Annotated in this window: 14 protein-coding genes; 7 read left to right on the top strand and 7 right to left on the bottom strand. The window is 44.5% G+C overall.

The window, feature by feature from the left end; genetic code table 11:
- Positions 1 to 52: 52 nt before the first annotated feature.
- Together QUB70_RS19650 and QUB70_RS19645 are read left to right on the top strand one after the other, a co-directional pair.
- Positions 53 to 1,399, top strand: a complete 1,347-nt coding sequence (locus tag QUB70_RS19650; protein ID WP_332982888.1) for a TldD/PmbA family protein — start codon at positions 53 to 55, stop codon at positions 1,397 to 1,399.
- 303 nt (positions 1,400 to 1,702) lie between these two features.
- Positions 1,703 to 2,827 (top strand): THUMP domain-containing class I SAM-dependent RNA methyltransferase, encoded by a 1,125-nt coding sequence (locus QUB70_RS19645; RefSeq protein WP_332982887.1) that lies wholly within the window; start codon positions 1,703 to 1,705, stop codon positions 2,825 to 2,827.
- Positions 2,828 to 2,870: 43 nt separating this feature from the next.
- On the opposite strand, the gene QUB70_RS19640 is transcribed toward QUB70_RS19645, so the two are convergent.
- The 3 genes from QUB70_RS19640 to QUB70_RS19630 all read right to left on the bottom strand — a co-directional run bounded on the left by QUB70_RS19640 (position 2,871) and on the right by QUB70_RS19630 (position 6,651).
- On the bottom strand, positions 2,871 to 3,782 hold the full coding sequence (locus QUB70_RS19640) for a phytanoyl-CoA dioxygenase family protein (RefSeq protein ID WP_332982886.1): 912 nt from the start codon (positions 3,780 to 3,782) through the stop codon (positions 2,871 to 2,873).
- Positions 3,783 to 5,233: 1,451 nt separating this feature from the next.
- Positions 5,234 to 5,653 carry a peptidylprolyl isomerase gene (locus tag QUB70_RS19635; RefSeq protein ID WP_332982885.1) on the bottom strand — a complete coding sequence of 140 codons (420 nt, stop codon included), beginning with the start codon at positions 5,651 to 5,653 and terminating at the stop codon, positions 5,234 to 5,236.
- Between the two features lie 137 nt (positions 5,654 to 5,790).
- The gene (locus QUB70_RS19630; RefSeq protein ID WP_332982908.1) at positions 5,791 to 6,651 is read right to left on the bottom strand and encodes a prohibitin family protein; all 861 of its coding nucleotides are present in this window, start codon (positions 6,649 to 6,651) and stop codon (positions 5,791 to 5,793) included.
- 110 nt (positions 6,652 to 6,761) lie between these two features.
- Here QUB70_RS19630 and QUB70_RS19625 point away from each other — a divergent pair, with 110 nt between their 5' ends.
- Together QUB70_RS19625 and QUB70_RS19620 are read left to right on the top strand one after the other, a co-directional pair.
- Positions 6,762 to 7,565: an RNA ligase family protein gene (locus tag QUB70_RS19625; protein ID WP_332982884.1), complete on the top strand. Its 804-nt coding sequence runs from the start codon at positions 6,762 to 6,764 to the stop codon at positions 7,563 to 7,565.
- 95 nt (positions 7,566 to 7,660) lie between these two features.
- Positions 7,661 to 8,818 (top strand): AAA family ATPase, encoded by a 1,158-nt coding sequence (locus QUB70_RS19620; protein WP_332982883.1) that lies wholly within the window; start codon positions 7,661 to 7,663, stop codon positions 8,816 to 8,818.
- Between the two features lie 180 nt (positions 8,819 to 8,998).
- On the opposite strand, the gene QUB70_RS19615 is transcribed toward QUB70_RS19620, so the two are convergent.
- Both QUB70_RS19615 and QUB70_RS19610 read right to left on the bottom strand, forming a co-directional pair.
- Positions 8,999 to 9,208, bottom strand: a complete 210-nt coding sequence (locus QUB70_RS19615; RefSeq protein WP_332982882.1) for an acetyltransferase — start codon at positions 9,206 to 9,208, stop codon at positions 8,999 to 9,001.
- 27 nt (positions 9,209 to 9,235) lie between these two features.
- Positions 9,236 to 10,402: a zinc-dependent alcohol dehydrogenase gene (locus tag QUB70_RS19610; protein WP_332982881.1), complete on the bottom strand. Its 1,167-nt coding sequence runs from the start codon at positions 10,400 to 10,402 to the stop codon at positions 9,236 to 9,238.
- Between the two features lie 864 nt (positions 10,403 to 11,266).
- Between QUB70_RS19610 and mutS the strand changes: the two genes are divergently transcribed.
- Positions 11,267 to 13,894, top strand: coding sequence for a DNA mismatch repair protein MutS (gene mutS, locus QUB70_RS19605; RefSeq protein ID WP_332982879.1), 2,628 nt, complete (start codon positions 11,267 to 11,269; stop codon positions 13,892 to 13,894).
- A gap of 218 nt (positions 13,895 to 14,112) precedes the next feature.
- On the opposite strand, the gene QUB70_RS19600 is transcribed toward mutS, so the two are convergent.
- Complete coding sequence (locus QUB70_RS19600) at positions 14,113 to 14,823, bottom strand: hypothetical protein (RefSeq protein WP_332982878.1); 711 nt, start codon at positions 14,821 to 14,823, stop codon at positions 14,113 to 14,115.
- A gap of 29 nt (positions 14,824 to 14,852) precedes the next feature.
- Positions 14,853 to 15,569 carry an actin-binding WH2 domain-containing protein gene (locus tag QUB70_RS19595; protein WP_332982877.1) on the bottom strand — a complete coding sequence of 239 codons (717 nt, stop codon included), beginning with the start codon at positions 15,567 to 15,569 and terminating at the stop codon, positions 14,853 to 14,855.
- Positions 15,570 to 16,072: 503 nt separating this feature from the next.
- Here QUB70_RS19595 and QUB70_RS19590 point away from each other — a divergent pair.
- Together QUB70_RS19590 and QUB70_RS19585 are read left to right on the top strand one after the other, a co-directional pair.
- Positions 16,073 to 17,311, top strand: coding sequence for a tyrosine-type recombinase/integrase (locus QUB70_RS19590; protein WP_332982875.1), 1,239 nt, complete (start codon positions 16,073 to 16,075; stop codon positions 17,309 to 17,311).
- 194 nt (positions 17,312 to 17,505) lie between these two features.
- Entirely contained in the window at positions 17,506 to 17,904 is a 399-nt protein-coding gene (locus tag QUB70_RS19585; RefSeq protein ID WP_332982874.1) for a hypothetical protein, read from the top strand.
- Positions 17,905 to 17,976 lie beyond the last annotated feature (72 nt).

Below are 17,976 nucleotides of genomic sequence, written 5' to 3'. Positions count from 1 at the left end.
CTTGCCGCTAAACCTATTTTAAAATGCAACCAATCTTCCGGGACTTTAGCTTATGCTCGTAACAACATCGCCCGCAATTTTCAGTAAAGATCAAGCTTTATCTTTACTAGAAAAAGCAGTCAAACTATCAAAGGCAGAAGAAGTATTTGTCAGTCTCTCTACTGGCGAAGAATCTCTTTCCCGATTCTCGGAAAATCAAATCAGCCAAAATATTAGCAAAACTGTATTTAGCCTGAATATTACTAGCTATTTCGGTAACAAAAGCGCCTCTGCTGCTGTTACAGAATTTGATGAAGATGCGATCGCCTCGGCAGTCAAGCGATCGCAAGAATTGGCCCGAATTGCGCCGGCAGACCCCGAATGGATGCCGCTGCTGCCGCCTCAAACCTACGATTTGCGATCGCCCGCATTCGACGCAGCAACGGCAACTATATCGCCTCTAGCGCGGGCCGAAATGGTGCAGCAAGCTTGCACGAGATCCTCCCAGGGGGGCGCTCATGGTTCGGGCACTTTGAGCGCTGAGGCGTCGCTGTACGCGATCGCCTCGTCAACCGGACTCCGCGCCTGCAATCAGTCTACAGAGGCGGATTTCAGCTTTACTGCTCGCATTGAAAGCGGTTCTAGTTGGGCTCAGAGCACTGCTTGGAGTATCAACGAATTGCCGATCGCCCAATTAGCAGAACAAGTGCTCGATCGGGCGATCGCATCCCGCAACCCCCGCGAAGTCACTCCCGGCATTTATCCTGTCATCTTTGAGGGTGCTGCTTTTGGGGAGTTGCTACCGTGGGTAATTTGGAGTTTGGATGCAAGGGCGGCGGATGAGGGGCGATCGTTTATGTCGATCGCCGATGCAGAGGGAAAACCCGCTGGAAACCGCGCGGGGGAACAACTTTTTAGCCCGTTAGTGCAAGTGCAGCGCGATCCGGCTCATCCTTTGCTGCGATCGAATACTTTTTTCGGCGACGGATTGAGCAATAACTATTTGGAAATCATCAAAGATGGCGTGCCTCAAAGTTTGTCTTACTCCCGCTACTGGGCCGCACAAAAAGGCAAAGAGGCAAAAGGTGCTTATTACCCGATCGTCATGACAGGTTCCGACCAAAGTTTAGCAGATTTAATTGCTCAAACCGAGCGAGGAATTTTCGTCAGTCGAGCTTGGTACGTGCGCTACGTTAATCCGAAAACATTGGAAGTAACGGGAATGACTCGCGACGGTACTTTTTGGGTTGAGGATGGCAAAATTGCTTACCCGATTAAAAACCTGCGTTTCAATCAAGTTTTACCTGATATGTTGCGGGATGTGGATGCAGTTAGTGCGGTGAAGCGTTACGGCGGTAGTGTCGTGCCCGGAGTGCGCGTGAAAGCTTTTAATTTCACGAGTATTACTGACAGTTTGTGACTTGCAAGGGTGAGGTGCGCGGAAACTCACCCCCAGGAGTCGGAATTATTCATCTCTCTCTTCTCTTTATCTGCGTAAATCCGCGTCAATCTATTGTCATCTGCGGTTAATACATTCTCTTTTTTAAACCGCAGATGAGGGCAGATAAACACAGATTAACGCAGATAAATTATATCAATTCTGGTTGCACCGTCCGTGATAGTTGACTGTTGACTCGATTTTACAGTTCCGATGGTACCGGATTTGATATAATTTAGGGCGATCGAGAAAAATTAATTCCCAATTCCCAATTCCCAATTCTCAATGAATCAATATTTTGCTACAGTTGCGCGCGGTTTAGAAACTATTGCAGCCCAAGAATTAGAACGTTTGGGGGCCCAGGATGTCAAGCCTGATTTTACTGGGGTTTACTTTGCGGGCGATCGCGCTTTATTGTACCGCGTCAATCTTTGGTCGAGAACTATTTTTCGAGTCCTAATGCCGATCGCCGAATTCCGCTGTTACAACTCGGATATGCTTTACCGCGAAGTGCAGAAAATCCCCTGGGACGAATACTTATATCCCGAAAATACTTTAGCAGTAAACTGCACCGGCGGCAACGAAAAGTTGAACCACACTCACTTTACAGCTTTGCAGGTCAAAAATGCGATCGCCGACCAACAGCGCCTTCAATTTAACAAGCGTTCTAATGTCGATGTAGAGCATCCCGATTTGCTAATTAACATTCACATCCATCAAGATAGAGCTATTTTAAGTTTAGACAGTTCCGGCGGCAGTTTGCACCGCCGGGGATATCGACCGGCGATGGGGCTTGCTCCCCTCAAAGAAACCCTAGCTGCGGCTTTGTTGGAGATGGCAGAATGGACGCCTGATTTGCCGTTTTTAGACCCGATGTGCGGTTCGGGAACTTTGCCTTTGGAAGCGAGTTTAAAGGCCTTGAATATTGCACCGGGATTGTTTCGAGAAAAGTTTGGATTTATGAATTGGCGAGACTTTGACGAACCTTTGTGGGATAAATTGTGGGCAGAAGCTGAAAATAGCGAGTTACCGGAACTTAAGCAGGTGGTTGCTGGGTGCGATCGCGATTTCGATATGTTAACTCAAGCTCGCACGAACGCGCAGCAAGCTGGTATTTCCGGTAAGATTCAGTTTGCTCAAACCGAGTTATCTCAGTTGGAAGCACCCGCAGACAGAGGCGTTCTGATTTGCAATCCTCCCTACGGAGAGCGCCTGGGAGATGCTAGCGAATTGGGAGATTTGTACAAGATGTTAGGGGATATTTTCAAGAATCGTTTTAAAGGTTGGAATGCGTTTATTTTGACTGGGAATAAGGAGTTGGGTAAAAAGGTGGGACTCAGGACATCGCGGCGAATTCCTGTTTTCAATGGGTCGATTCCTTGTACCTTGCTGAAGTATGAACTGTATTAAATTTCCCTTCTCCTTACCCTTCCCCTTCCCTTGATTAAATGTTTCACCTAGCCATCAACTTTGGCTGGAATGACTTTGCACCCTTTTCCCACCAGAAAACGCATTCTTTCTGGCGTGGAGAAATAGCTTTTGAAAGCACGAGCAACTCTTCTGGCGAAAAAGGAGCGTTCCAGTGATCGGAAAACACTTTGATCGGTTTTCTGGAGTGATAATTAAAAAATATTGCGTCGCGGTGTGACTTTACAGGCATCTTGCCGCGATGGAAAACATGGTGAGAGTCGAAGAAAACAACAGTACCTGCTACCCCTGTACATGAAACCCAATTTGATGGGTCTAAGTGTTTTGCTACTTCTGCATCAGAAAATAAAAGTTTGCCTTTGAGAGAGCTTAACTTAGAATTGAAATGCTTTGGAATATATTCAAACGGGCCGTTTTCAGCATTCACATCGTTCAAGTAAACAGCTATTTTTAGAAGTCGGTGATCTTCCGGGTCTTTATGCCACAATCTTGTAAGTACCTGCTGTTCGTTCGCGAAATCTTTCTGAAATAATGGACCGCGGTAAGCAACGGGAACGCCAAGATAATTTTCAGCAATGTCGAGCAACCGATCTTGAAGACCCCACAAAAAAATTTCTGAATTTTCTATAATTTTTGCTGAATCAACATGGTAAACGTATTGAGTTTCAAAAGCCGGAGCTTTTGGATTATTAGCTAAGATAAGTTTGGCTCCCTCCAAAAGTTTTTCAGTCAGGGGCAATGACAAAGCTTCTAGAGAAGTAATAAAAGCCCCCTCCTTTCTGAGCGCATCGACAATACACTGATTTGTCGCACTAAGTGGAGGTAATTTTTTGCTCTTTTGGAATACTCTCCAATGATAAGATAAACTCGATTGGAGCAGCGAAGATTCTCTTGCTACTTTTCTCAAACCTCTATCGATCATATTACTATTGAGCATATTAATTTTCCTTCCTTCATTGCTGAGTACGCATGAGATACGTTATATCATTACTTTTTTCAGGGTTTGTATATTTTTTACAAAAATTTACAGACAGGACTGGCCTTAAGGTGGATGGCGAATCCATCGCCAAACCGTTTTGAATCCGTTATATCCTTACTTTTTTCAGGTCTGTATATTTTTTACAAAAATTTACAGACAGGACTGGCCTTAAGGTGGATGGCGAATCCATCGCCAAACCACCTTGAATCCCAAGTTATAATTTATTACACAATAGTTGCAAGCCGTTACAAAACTTTACATTATCGATATTACTCCTACCCACCCTAAACTTATCCGAAATATATTAATTTATATTTCCTAGTATATAGTTAGTTTTTTCACAAATAAGAGCTTGAAGATATCGGAATTTATCTCACAAGTTTTCCCTCAATCCTGCTGATATTTATCTCAAATTTAGTAACAGATAAGCTATCTAATACCAATTTAAAAAAAGAATGCAACAGTATTCTTTTTTTAAATTGGTAAGCTGTTGCGGCATTTAAACTACACAGTCAAAATTTGATAAAGTTCTTGTGGGGAGTAGGGGTTGGGCGTCTCGCCCGCACAAAAAATGCAATTTAGATGTAGAACAGCTTATTACTTGACGGATTCCTTGATTCCATAGCAGTTTACTTGCCCAGGTAATTGTGGTAGAATCTCAAGCAAACAACGCTAAGTCATCCCATTTACAATTTTGATGGATTTCCTTCATTAGTTGCCATAACAACTCTTAAAAAAAATCTGTACTTCTCATTTTATTAGCTTGATAAAATAATGTAGAAATATCAATTTTAATTCCTTAATACTTGCGGCGGTAAAAGAAATTTTTCATACTCATTAAGCTAGAAGCGATCGCAAATTAAGCCCGAAACACACAAATCTAAATGTACTCATAACTGGAGAATATGATAGGGGAAGCTTTCCTAAAAATTTCTTGAGAAGGTGGGGCAAGTTTGATATCATTTAGTTACATTTAAATAATTTTAATGCCTTCATTTTATCAGATTAAAGACATTTTTTTGACAACAATTATTAAGATTCAACACTTGTGAATTTATTATATCTCTAGTTGAATACTGATATAAATATTCAAGAATTCCTAAGCTGTTACGCATTTAAACCACTAACGAGGCCTGTAGGGTGCGTCAGCTAGAACACTTACGCTTACAAGGGAAACGAGAAAGGAGCCGTGGCACCCTACAATACTGATATAAATATTCAAGAATTCCTAGCTACATCAGCAACTCAAGGAAAAAGTATTATATATAGCGGTTCTCCAGTAAGTGACTTGCGCCAGAGCGATTACCAATTACCAGGCGTACCTCATTTTACTAAGAACTGCTATAGTTAGTATTTTGTTTGCAATAAAGACTTTAGTCCTTACTGCAAACGCAACTAATTACTGGAAATTAATGCTCAATTTTGAGCGAAATAATCTTGTCACCTTGGCGGATAGCATTGACGACAGACATATCCTCAGTTTTGCCAAAAGTTGTGTGAACTCCATCTAAATGAGACTGGGGAGAATGGCAAATAAAGAATTGGCTGCCACCCGTATCTTTACCTGCGTGAGCCATCGATAAAGTTCCTGCCAAATGTTTGTTGGAGTTGATTTCGCACTTGATTTTGTAGCCGGGGCCGCCAGTTCCATTGCCTTTTGGACAGCCACCTTGAATCATAAAGTTAGGAATGACTCGGTGAAAAGCCAATCCATCGTAAAAACCTTTTTCCGCCAAGTCAACAAAATTCTTCACTGTGTTAGGCGCATCTGCATCGAACAATTCCAAATTGATTGTGCCTTTGTCGGTTTCCATAATAGCGCGGGTCATGATTTTTCCTTGCTTCCTAAAATGAGTGTGTTGCCTGCGTTTGAATTGCGGACTTCGCTTTTATAGCGACAGATTCAACCCGATCGCTAGATTTGGCCTTACCGAAGTTTAGCATACTCCGGAACTCTAAATTGCTCCTAACTTTTTTGCCGATCGGCTTCTCCCTGAAAGTCGCTCATATTAAAAATGAAAGGAACCCGACTCGATCCGCTGCCTACAACCAGCACTTTTGGCATCTGAGCGCCGCCGCTTCTCCAAGCTTCGATCGCCTCTTTTTGCAGCACTAAATCGCCGCCCTGAGCCTTCAAAGTTTCTGCCAAAAGCCTTTGAGCTTCCGCCCTACCTTGAGCGCGGTTAATGTCAGCTTGAGCCTGTTGTTCGGCTTCCTGAGCCACATAAACAGCCCTTTGCGCCCGCTGTTCAGCAACCTGTTTCTCCTCAACCGCTTTCGCAAAATCTGTGGAGAATCGAATGTTAACCACGCTCGTATCGAGCACGATTACATCATACTTGGATAGCCTTTCCTTCAGCGCAGTATCAAAGTCTCGCTTCAGTTCACTTCTCTGAGTAATAGACTGTTCGGCGGTTCTCAGTGCAGCCGCTGTTTTAAATGCTTCTTGCGTCTGAGGAGCAATAATTTTTGAGACTATATTCTCCAAAGTTCCTTGAGTCCTTCTCACATCAACTACCCTCGCCGGATCGAGGCGAAAGTTGATCGCAAAACTCGCATTTAAATCTTGAAGGTCTTTAGTAGCGCTTTGCGCCGGTACCTCAAATTTTTGCACGGTTACATCGTACACATCCACCTTTGAAATCAGCGGCGGTTTGAAGTGAAATCCCTCTAACAAAGCTCCATCCGTAGCTTTACCTAAAATGCTGATTACCCCAGCTTCACCGGGATTGATGACCACAAAAGAATTGAAGCCTAGCAGCAGCACGGTTGCTAATATAATTCCAGCGATCGCTGATGATACACTTTGTAAACTTTGACTTTTCAAATTCCACGCTCCTTTGTGATAATTCAATTATAATTGTTAAATGGATTGGTTCGCCTCTATAATCTAAAATCTTAAATGGATGGGGTCGCCTCTATAATCTAAAATCTTAAATGGATTCGCTGATGGTGGAAATTGTTAAATATCCTAGAACTTATCACATCGAAGGTTCGCGTTTCCAACCGGGAGATGAAGACCTCGACAGCGTGCCATTTAGCAATATTTGCGATCGCCCTCTAATTCTAGAAGAAAAGGTAGACGGCGCAAATACAGGCATCAGCTTCGCCCCAGACGGACAAATGCTGCTGCAAAGTCGCGGCCACTATCTTACCGGCGGGCCCAGAGAAAAACATTTTAACTTATTCAAACAGTGGGCTTTCAGTCTCAGCGGGGCGCTGGGAGAAGTGCTGGGAAATCGCTACATTCTTTACGGCGAATGGCTGTATGCCAAACACACTGTTTTTTACGACTTTCTGCCGCACTATTTTATGGAATACGATGTGCTGGACTTAGAAACAAATCAATTTTTGAGTACAGAATCCCGCCGCAAGTTGTTAAACGGACTGCCGTTGGTGTCCGTTCCCGTGCTGTTTTCGGGAGTGCTGAAATCTCCCAAGCAAATGATGCAGTTCATGGAAAAGTCTAATTTTATTCAACCTGGACATTTGGAACGCTTGCGTTTGTACTGCCGGGAATTGGGATTAGATGAAGAACGGTGTTTGAAAGAGACTGACAAGAGCGAGATTATGGAGGGTCTGTATATTAAAGTCGAAGAAGACGGAATTGTTAAGGCGCGTTACAAGTACGTGCGTGCCAGCTTTTTGACAGCTATTAAAAATGCCGAAGGACATTGGCTAAATCGTCCCATTGTACCTAATATTTTGCGTCCGGGCGCTGATTTATTTAATTTTAGTTGAAAACTCTTAAGAGTCGGCGGTTGAAACCGCTTCTACACAAACAATGTCCGCCTTCGCGGACTCAGAAATTACGTTATTAACAAACAGGTGAAACCATGACTGCTCTATTATCATCACAATCCCGAACTTGGACTTTTCCCTTTTGTCCAGAACCGCCCGATTGGTTCCTGGATTGGGACAGCATTCAAAATCATTTTGATTGGATTCAAAACTTAAAAGGATGTCAGCAAGACCCGATTTATCACGCCGAAGGAGATGTTTTAATTCATACCAAAATGGTCTGCGAAGCCTTAATATCTTCCCCAAGTTGGCGGCAGCTTCCCGTTCAAGAACGATCGATACTTTTTGCCGCCGCTTTGCTGCACGATGTCGCCAAACCGGCCTTTACAAAAATCGAAGCCGACGGCAGAATTAGCTCAAAAGGTCACGCCCGCCAAGGTGCGAGAATGGTCAGACAAATCTTATCTCAATTCGAGCCGCCAGTGCAATTTGACATTCGCGAAACAGTTGTGGCGATCGTCAAATTCGGCAGTTTACCCATCTGGCTGATCGACAAACCCAACCCCCAGCAGTCTGTAATTAAAGTCAGTCAAGTTGTCCGCTGCGATTTCCTCGCACTTTTAGCCGAAGCAGACGTGCGCGGCAGACAGTGTAGCGACAGACAAGAATTGCTCGATAAAATAGAACTATTTCGCGAGTTTTGTCAAGAGAATAATTGTTTGGATTCTCCCCGACAATTCCCATCAGCACACAGCCGATTTATCTACTTCCGCAAAGAGAATGGAAACCCGGATTACGAAGCATTTGACGATACTCGATGCGAAGTAATCTTGATGTCGGGATTGCCCGCAAGCGGTAAAGATTATTGGATTCGGGAAAATCTGCCAGATTTGCCGGTAATCTCGCTGGATGCACTGCGGAAAGAGATGAATGTCCCTCCAGATGAAACTCCCGGCAATGTAATAATGGAAGCCAAAAATAGAGCGCGGGAATATATGAGATTGGGGCGTTCTTTTATCTGGAATGCTACCAACACTACTAAACCAATGCGCCAGCAATTAATTAATTTTTTTGCAGATTATCAAGCGCAAATTCGCATTGTTTACCTGGAAGTTCCTTTGGATGAAGTATTGCAGCGGAATCGATCGCGCACAGCACCGGTTCCTGAAGCAGTCATTCGCAAGTTAGCTGCGCGGCTGGATATTCCAGATATCACAGAAGCGCATCAAGTCGATCGGATCGTTAACAATTAATCTCCCTTTTTACCTAAAATTGTTAGAGCCCAGACTTCTTAAAGAAGTCTGGGCTCTGGGTATTAGGTTGGCGGTTTCCCTTGAATCATATCAATTCCGGTTGCAACGTCAGGTGATTGTTGACTGTTGACTGTTGACTGTTGACTCGATTTTATTATTCCGATGCAACTGGAAACGATATCAATTAGTTTTATAATTTTTCTCAGTCCAGCAACGGGGCAAAACTTCGCCGGATGGAAAAACTAATTTACCCTTCGGAAAATTCGCTGGCTCTTGCTCTTCTTCACCTGCTTGATTTCGCCCTAATACCTCATTTTTTGCAGGGCTGATTAAACCCTCGATATCGAGGATTTCTACCAAGTCGCCTGATTCTTTTTCTTGTAAAAGCATAGTTTCTCCTTGTCAGTTGAATGTGAGTTAGGGTTTGAGGACAACTTTGATGCAGTTGTCTTTTTTGTTGAGGAAAATCTCGTAGGCGTGGGGCGCTTCATCCAATTTCATTCGGTGGGTAATTACGAATGACGGGTCAATTTCGCCTTTTTGAACGCGATCGAGCAAAGGCCGCAAATAGCGGTGAACGTGCGTCTGTCCCATTTTCATGGTCAAGCCTTTGTTGAAAGCTGCACCTAATGGCACTTTGTCAACAAAGCCGCCGTAAACGCCGGGAATTGAGACTGTGCCACCTTTGCGACAGGCGAGGATTACTTGTCGCAGGGCGGTAGGTCGATCGCTCTCCAACCGCACCGCTTGCTTAGCTTTGTCGTACAAAGCGTCGAGACCGGTGCCGTGGGCTTCCATTCCCACCGCGTCGATGCAGGCGTCGGGCCCGCGTCCCCCCGTCATTTCGGTGACGGCTTCCCCGGCGTCCATTTCTTCGTAGTTGATGATTTCAGCTTTGGCTGCGGCCGCCATTTGCAAGCGTTCCGGTACGCGGTCGATCGCAATTACTCGATCGGCCCCCAGCATAAACGCGCTTCTGATCGCAAATTGTCCGACAGGCCCGCATCCCCAAACAGCAACTGTATCTCCCGGCTGAATATTGCAGTTTTCGGCCGCCATATAACCGGTTGGAAAGATATCAGTGAGGAACAATACTTGTTCGTCCGAAAGTCCGTCGGGAATTTTTAAAGGGCCGACATCTGCAAACGGAACCCGCGCGTATTCTGCTTGACCTCCTGCATAACCACCCGTTAAATGCGAGTAGCCAAAAAGTCCCGCCGGCGAATGACCGTAGATTTTTTCAGCCAATCCAGCATTGGGGTTGGAGTTGTCGCACAGCGACCACAAATCGCGGTTGCAAAAGAAGCAACTGCCGCAAGAAATAGTAAAAGGAATGACGACGCGATCGCCCTTTTTTAAGTTCTTGACTTCGCTGCCGAGTTCGACGACTTCCCCCATGAATTCGTGCCCCATGATGTCACCCGATTGCATCGTCGGGATGAAGCCGTTGTAAAGGTGCAAATCCGAGCCGCAGATTGCTGTAGATGTGATTTTAACTATCGCATCGCGCGGATTGATAATTGTTGGGTCTGGTACATTATCAACTCGCACATCATTTGCTCCGTGCCAGCAAAGAGCTTTCATTATTTTTTTCCTCTCTCTAGTTAACTACTAGCTAGCAGATTTTTGATTCTAAATCTTAAATTTACTACGCCGATAAATTACCTGCTTGGATGTTTTAATTTTAAGCATATAAAATATCTTCTCTCTCTACCCGAGGTATAATTTACAAATCTATCTTCCGGCTGTTTTCAATAACAAAAATGTAAAGTTTATGCCCCTAAAGTGCGGGAAATTTAACATTCTTCTGTTAACCCCCAACATTTATAGCAACCGCGCCCGACTGTTAGGACGTTCTTAATTACTTAAACCCTTGCGGAAGATTGCTTCTTCCTTCTCTCGCGACGATAACTAAAGCCTTCTTCCTCTCTCGCGACGATAACTAAAGCCTTTTTCCTTCTTCTTCTTTCTTCCTTCAATATCTGCTATAAGCTGTGTTGCATCTAGATTGCCTATGGTATTAGAGAGGGAGAGGGGGAGAAGGGGAGAGGGGGAGAGGATTTGACGATTGTTCGATCGGGACTCGAAATATACAATTTAAATGCACAACAGCTTAACAGCTAACAACTACATAGCTGAGATTGTTTTTGTCGATCGCCGATCGCTCTCATCTCACAAAAAATAAACTTTTCTCACTTAATCTCACTAAAGCAGATGTTTTGGCTCACTTTAGATAAATAGCGACCGAAAACTTCTCAAGTAAAAGCGGGTTTATCGATTATTAAGTAGGGTGCGTGGCTTTTGTATAGCTCAACACTCAACTCTAATCTGGACAATCCTGCACCCTGCTTAAGGAGGATTAATCGTCAAATATTGTATCATTAGTTATAGCTAAAAGCCGAGCTTGCGCTACAGTTGTTAAAGATTAAAATTTATCGATCGCCTTTTATGCCTTACACTGCATCTACCCCAACAGACCCCAATCAAGCTAACATCCGCAATGCCGACCACCGCCTACTAGAATTCACCAAGCTAACTCCGATGATGCAGCGGTATGTGGAAGTGAAAGAACAGTATCCCCACGCACTTTTATTGTTTCGAGTGGGAGATTTTTTTGAGTGTTTTTTCCAAGATGCAGTTACTATTTCGCGGGAACTAGAACTTGTTTGTACGAGTAAAGAAAGCGGCAAAGAAATCGGCAGAGTGCCGATGACAGGAGTGCCGCACCACGCCCTCGACCGCTACACTTCAATGTTAGTAGAAAAAGGCTATGCTGTGGTAGTTTGCGACCAAGTTGAAGATGCCTCGATTGCTGCTAAAGAAGGCCGCCAAGTCAAGCGAGAAATTACCCGCATTCTCACTCCCGGAACCTTGACGGATGACGGAATGCTCAAACCCAGACAAAATAACTTTTTAGCAGCAGTCGTCATCGCTGGGGAACATTGGGGATTGGCTTATACAGATATTTCTACGGGAGAATTCGTAACTACTCAAGCAGATAGTTTAGAACAATTAACCCTAGAATTGCTGCGCTTGCAACCTTCGGAAGTCCTGATACCGACTAATGCGCCGGATTTAGTCACGATGTTGAGGCCCGGAGAGAAATCCGAGCATTTACCGGAGTGTTTGCCGAATTCGTTTTGCTATTCTTTGCGATCGCAAATTCCGTTTACTTTGTCCGAAGCAAAACAGAGAATCCTGCAAAAGTTCAAAGTGCGATCGCTCGAAGGCATGGGATGCGGACACCTTTCCCTCGCAGTGCGCGCCGCAGGCGGTTTGCTGCAATATCTCGAAGAAACTCAAAAAGAAAAAGCAGTTTCTTTGCAAAGATTGCACACTTACACTCTCACCGATTTTCTCACACTCGACTACCAAACCCGCCGCAATCTCGAAATTACTCAAACAGTGAGAGATGGGGTTTTTCACGGTTCGCTGCTGTGGGCTATAGATAAAACCAGCACTGCAATGGGAGGCCGCGCTTTGCGCCGCTGGCTGCTGCAACCTTTGCTCAACATTAAAGGAATTTGCGCCCGACACGACACGATTCAAGAATTAGTAGAAAATAATCCGCTGCGCCAAGATTTGCAGCAGTTGCTGCGCCAAATTTACGACATTGAAAGACTGACAGGCCGCGCCGGTTCGGGAACAGCTAGCGCCCGAGATTTGGTCGCTTTAGCTGATTCTCTCTCGAAATTGCCGGAATTAGCCTCGATCGCAGCTCAAGGGATCTCGCCCTATTTGAAAGCGCTGCAAAATGTACCGCCAATTTTAGAAGAATTAGCAACTCAAATTCACGCTCATTTAGTTGATGAACCGCCGATCCATTTAAAAGAAGGAGGTTTGATTCGAGGGGGAATCAATGCCATGCTAGATGAAATGCGCCAAACTGCATCAGCCGACCAAGAATGGATTGCAAATTTAGAAGCAACTGAGAGAAAACGCACGGGAATTTCTAATTTAAAAGTAGGCTACAATAAAGCTTTTGGCTATTACATCAGCATTACCAAATCGAAAGTAGACCAAGTGCCGAACGACTACACCCGCAAGCAAACTCTCACCAATGAAGAACGCTACAGCACTGAAGAATTAAAAGAAAGGGAGGTGAGAATTCTAACAGCGCGGGAAGATTTAAATCAATTGGAGTACGATATTTTTGCTAAAGTGCGATCGGAGGTAGGAGAACACGCCGAAATTATTCGCAATGTTTCCCGCGCCGTGGCGGCGGCGGATGTTTTGTGCGGTTTGGCAGAAGTAGCGGTTTACCAAAATTACTGTCGCCCGACTATGGCAGAAAGTCGGGAAATTAAAATTATTGAAGGTTGTCATCCTGTGGTGGAAAAGTCTTTACCGCCGGGATTTTTTGTCCCGAATTCGGCTTTTTTGGGTCGAGAAGCATCGCTAAACCGCCCCGATTTAATTATTTTAACCGGGCCGAATGCTAGCGGGAAAAGCTGTTATTTGCGGCAGGTGGGTTTGATCCAGTTAATGGCGCAGATGGGCAGTTTTGTGCCGGCGAAAGCTGCGACGTTGGGAATTTGCGATCGCATTTTTACCCGCGTCGGCGCAGTAGATGATTTGGCAACAGGTCAGTCTACGTTTATGGTGGAAATGAACGAAACTGCAAATATTCTCAATCACGCGACGCCGCAATCATTGGTTTTGTTAGATGAAATTGGCAGGGGAACGGCGACGTTTGACGGACTTTCGATCGCTTGGTCTGTGGCGGAATATTTAGCAAACGAGATTCGGGCGCGGACTATTTTTGCGACTCACTATCACGAGTTGAACGAGTTAGCTTCTATTTTAGATAATGTCGCAAATTATCAGGTGACAGTGAAAGAATTGCCGGATCAAATCGTATTTTTGCACCAAGTTCAGCCGGGAGGTGCTGACAAATCTTACGGGATTGAAGCGGGCAGATTGGCCGGTTTACCGCCGTCGGTGATTGACAGGGCGAGACAGGTGATGAAGCAGATTGAGAAACACAGCAAAATTGCGATCGGGCTGCGGAAAGGTGTTAAAAAAGATGGCAAAAAAGAGTCTGAGGGCGAACAGTTGGATATTTTTGAGGATTAAACTTGTCACCAAAAAAGGTTCGTAGTTCCTACAGATTAAATAAAGGTACGTTGTTGCGCTTCAGCGCTCTTTCATGTATGTATAAAAGAGCGCTGAAGCGCAACAACATACCTCAAAATGTACCTAAAAATTAACCCCCATAAAAGTGCCAGTTGCGTAAGTCTTTTAAAACTTAGATGGAAGGACTTTAGTCCTGACTGCGAACCTGCAATTTGAATTTACTTGCCTTTTTGCAACTTTCTTACCTCTTTGTGCACGCTCATCCCAATTTCCAAAGCCTCATTTAGCAATCGCCCGTATTCAGTCGCCCGATCGCTCACATCCACCGCCATCAGAGCAGCCAAATTACTTTCAATATTAGCAAATAACTCGTAACGGCGACCGATAAATTTCTGATTTTCCCTGAGAATTCTTTCTGTTTTCAAAGCACAGACTAAACTTTCTCTAGTGATTTTTAATGCCTCAATTGCATCTCCTCGGTTAATTACATTGGCTTGTAGATTGCCAGCAGCCGTTAGGCGATCGATAATATCTAAAGCCTGAATCACCTCATGATACTTCTCAACTTCATCCAGCAGACCCGCTAGCGTTTCCAGAGGTTTGGTCTTAACCCATTTATAGACATTCCAAGCAACAGTAATCGCCAGCGACAAACCCAAAGTTATTTGTAAAACCCGGACAAATACCTCCGCATCGTTAACTGAATTAACTTGATTTTTAGTCGCCAGTAAAGCAACAGGCAGCGACACAACAAGCGTCACGCAAAATATCAGCAACTCATTCAACAAAAGAGAAAACAGCTTTTTCCCGTCCCGGAGTGCCGCAGGTCGGTAAAAATCCGCTGCAAAACCGTCGCTCAAAGCTATTCCGCTCAAATCCTCCAACTCCTTTTCAGGAATTCTCAATTCATCCAAATCCACTTGTATCACTATTTCAAATCTCCTTAAGTTGGCATTAATTAAAATCCTCCCAGAGACCTAATTGAATCCCACAGACTCATATAAAAATTGCTTTCTCGGTTTCTGAACAGTTCAAAAGCTTGTCCCGGTGCGCCAAAAAACGGTCTCAGCGTCCATCCCAACTGACTGCCAACAAACGCATAAAGTCCCAACCAGAAGCGCAAAATATTTAGCCTGATGTCTTTGCCTTCCGCATCTTGTTCGGACAGAAAGTGCATTCCTTGATAAATGAAGTTTACTCCCAAAAATCCTGTGATTGCCATGATAGCAACATTCAGCAGCAGATAAAAAGTGTAATTGGTACTGCTGATGAGAAAAAACAGACTGACAGGTGCAAATCCAAACAGCAAAATGCTAATCATCGCCATCGATGTCATCAACAATGTCAAATACTGTTCAAACGTTCGTTTGGAACCAAACATGACATTAAAAAAGTACAGTGTAGGGAAGCAAATAGTCAGTGTCAGCAAGTAAAGGGCTGGCAACTTAATTGCTGAAACCAAACATTGCATCCACGTACTAGATGCACCTAATATCGCTCCATAAATGCCAAAAAATACGGTACTAGAAATCAACAAACCTAAAATTTTAGATTTGAGCTTGACACCTTGGCGAATTTCTTCGAGAAATTGTTGCCGTTCCCGCAGCAAATACATTACTACTGAAAAATATTTCACTGGCACTCCTTGTGACTGATGCGACTCCGAATCAGTCATAACTCAAGCTGAGTTCGATCGGCAATCTTGCCAAATCAGGACACTCTATGTTAACTCATTATTCTTGCAGATAGAGGACTTCGACAGAACCTAATTATGTAGGGTGCTCTTCTGCCGCGCACCTTACCGCTATTGGCTATCGGCTGGATATTTCTAGTCAAATTCTAGTCACATTGTCTCCAAATTGTATCCAAAAAGGTCATTTGATAGTCAATTTGTAGTCATTTGATAGTCATTTGATAGTCACTTTGACCCCCGCCTCACCCGTATTCTGCGAAATAAAAAACCTCAAACCGTTGATTTCTCGTGAGTTTGAGGTTTTAACTGTAGTAAGCGGGCAGCGGGAATCGAACCCGCATAGTTAGCTTGGAAGGCTAAATGGGGGTAGTCTTGAATCCCTTACCTGTGGAACGTTCTAGCGGTTTCGACACAAGGCAGACCGAGAATTGTATTCATTCTGTATTCAAACGGGTATGATGGGGACGTTGAGTTGACAGAATTTTATGGTCAATCTTCCACCGAGCAAAGCTAAAAAAGGCTCCGTAGTAGTTCAAACCAATGGCGGCCGGCTGCGCTTGCAGATGCCGAGATATCTTTACGGGGGGAAGCAAAAATTCCTCTACCTTAATCTGGCAGATACTCCTGAAAACTGGGAGCTGGCAGAAGCTAAAGCACAGTTAATTGAATCTGATATCAAGTTTGAGCGGTTTGACCCCACGCTCAAAAAGTACAAGTCGCAGACTCACTTGGCCGTCGTTGAGACTATCAAGCCTAAGCCGGAATTGACGCTGGCTCAGTTGTTCTCTAAATACTTGGAGTTCAAGAAGCCCACACTCAAGACAACAACATTCAATTACATGGTGACGGGCATTCAGAGCTATATCGACCGCTGTCCCTACCAGCCTCTTTCAGAGGACAGTGCTTTGCAAGTACGCGCTTGGCTGTTAGAGGATACGACTAACAGCATGACCAAACGGGTTTTAACTCATCTAAATGCAGCGGTAAAATGGGGGATTAAGTTCAAGATTGTGAAGGGTTTGACCGCTTCCCCGTTTGAAGGGATGTCGGCAGAGTTGCCTAAGCACAACTGGGAAAGTGACCCTGAGCCTAATGCCTTTACGGCTCAAGAGAAAGAGTTGGTATTGGAGGCTTTTAAGAATCACAGAGGGACGTGGAACGGGAGGGGAGAAACCGGGCAAAAGTTTTGTTTTTACTACCCTATGGTGCAGTTCTGGCTGCTGACTGGATGCCGTCCCTCGGAAGCTGTGGGGTTGAGATGGGGCGATATCGCTCCTGACTTTTCTCACATTGTGTTCAACGGGAGTATACAGCACCCAAGCGGTAAGGAGACAAGGGTTGACGGCAGTAAAAACAACAAACGGCGTAAATTTCCTTGCAATCAAGAATTGGTTCAGTTGTTGAAAAGCATTAAGCCACAAAGTCTGACTGACAAGGATAGATTGGTTTTTCCGTCACCTATTAAGGGCGGGGCGATTAACTACAACAATTTCACTAAGCAGGTATGGCATAAGTTGGTTGACCCGATTACTGAAAGCACCCGCCAACATCAACAGGATTGTAAGACAACCACGCCTTACTCTTGTCGAGATACTTTTATCAGCGAACAGGTAGGCAAGGGTGTACCGAGTGCGGTGGTTGCTAAGTGGTGTGATACGTCGGAAAGAGTGATTAATGCTGTGTATTTAGACGGCAAGATTTTGGAGCATTTACGCCCGCTTTGATGCTATTAATATGTTGATTCTAGGGACAACTTTTGCGAAACAAAACTTTACAGTCCCTGTGTTGACAAGGGATTGTAAGTCTGCAATCGTGAGTAACTAAGGAAGATTGATGCGCGGTTGAGCGGTGCTAGTCACACCGAACAAACCACGACTTCCCCAAGCCGTTGTATTGGAACGTTTGGAGCCGATAAATTATGACATTTTTAGACGATTGTCTTTGCGGACGATCGCAATTATTTACGTTCGCTCGACGTGACTTCCTGCAAAAAGCAGCGTCGGTCGCTTTGCCGTTTCTCGTTCCGCACACTCAATCAGTCGATTGCTTTTTTGCCGGCCGTCCTTTACCCCGATTCAAGATTGGCGATTTAGTTGCTGAAGATTGGCTTGATGATGATGATGATGAGGAATCTACCGACTTCGGCGAGGTTCTAGGCGTTCGCTGGCTTCCCGAAAAACATTCGAGTTTCGCCGCTAACACTTGGGTCTATTACGTTTGCTGGACGCACAGCACTACGGGCTCTACTTGCTGCTACCCCTGTTATGACGGCGAGCCGACTGAAGCCGATCGATTGAGGCTTGTCAGCCATGACTAAGGGGCTTGCAATTAAATATAACCCCAGTTATCTTAGAAGAGTAGGAAGCAAAAAATCTGACATAAGCGGTTG

The sequence above is a fragment of the Microcoleus sp. A003_D6 genome, assembly GCF_036702825.1.
GTDB lineage: Bacteria > Cyanobacteriota > Cyanobacteriia > Cyanobacteriales > Microcoleaceae > Microcoleus.
Note: the sequence above shows the minus strand (reverse complement) of the source record. Positions and strands in the feature narration are given on the sequence as shown.

What these genes read in the sequence shown, in the direction of transcription:
- QUB70_RS19595 (WP_332982877.1), bottom strand. Translation starts at nt 15,569, where the DNA reads ATGACTGATTCGGAGTCGCATCAGTCACAAGGAGTGCCAGTGAAATAT.
- QUB70_RS19635 (WP_332982885.1), bottom strand. Translation starts at nt 5,653, where the DNA reads ATGACCCGCGCTATTATGGAAACCGACAAAGGCACAATCAATTTGGAA.
- QUB70_RS19610 (WP_332982881.1), bottom strand. Translation starts at nt 10,402, where the DNA reads ATGAAAGCTCTTTGCTGGCACGGAGCAAATGATGTGCGAGTTGATAAT.
- QUB70_RS19645 (WP_332982887.1), top strand. Translation starts at nt 1,703, where the DNA reads ATGAATCAATATTTTGCTACAGTTGCGCGCGGTTTAGAAACTATTGCA.
- QUB70_RS19615 (WP_332982882.1), bottom strand. Translation starts at nt 9,208, where the DNA reads ATGCTTTTACAAGAAAAAGAATCAGGCGACTTGGTAGAAATCCTCGAT.
- QUB70_RS19625 (WP_332982884.1), top strand. Translation starts at nt 6,762, where the DNA reads ATGGATTCGCTGATGGTGGAAATTGTTAAATATCCTAGAACTTATCAC.
- QUB70_RS19640 (WP_332982886.1), bottom strand. Translation starts at nt 3,782, where the DNA reads ATGCTCAATAGTAATATGATCGATAGAGGTTTGAGAAAAGTAGCAAGA.
- QUB70_RS19620 (WP_332982883.1), top strand. Translation starts at nt 7,661, where the DNA reads ATGACTGCTCTATTATCATCACAATCCCGAACTTGGACTTTTCCCTTT.
- QUB70_RS19590 (WP_332982875.1), top strand. Translation starts at nt 16,073, where the DNA reads ATGGTCAATCTTCCACCGAGCAAAGCTAAAAAAGGCTCCGTAGTAGTT.
- mutS (WP_332982879.1), top strand. Translation starts at nt 11,267, where the DNA reads ATGCCTTACACTGCATCTACCCCAACAGACCCCAATCAAGCTAACATC.
- QUB70_RS19585 (WP_332982874.1), top strand. Translation starts at nt 17,506, where the DNA reads ATGACATTTTTAGACGATTGTCTTTGCGGACGATCGCAATTATTTACG.
- QUB70_RS19650 (WP_332982888.1), top strand. Translation starts at nt 53, where the DNA reads ATGCTCGTAACAACATCGCCCGCAATTTTCAGTAAAGATCAAGCTTTA.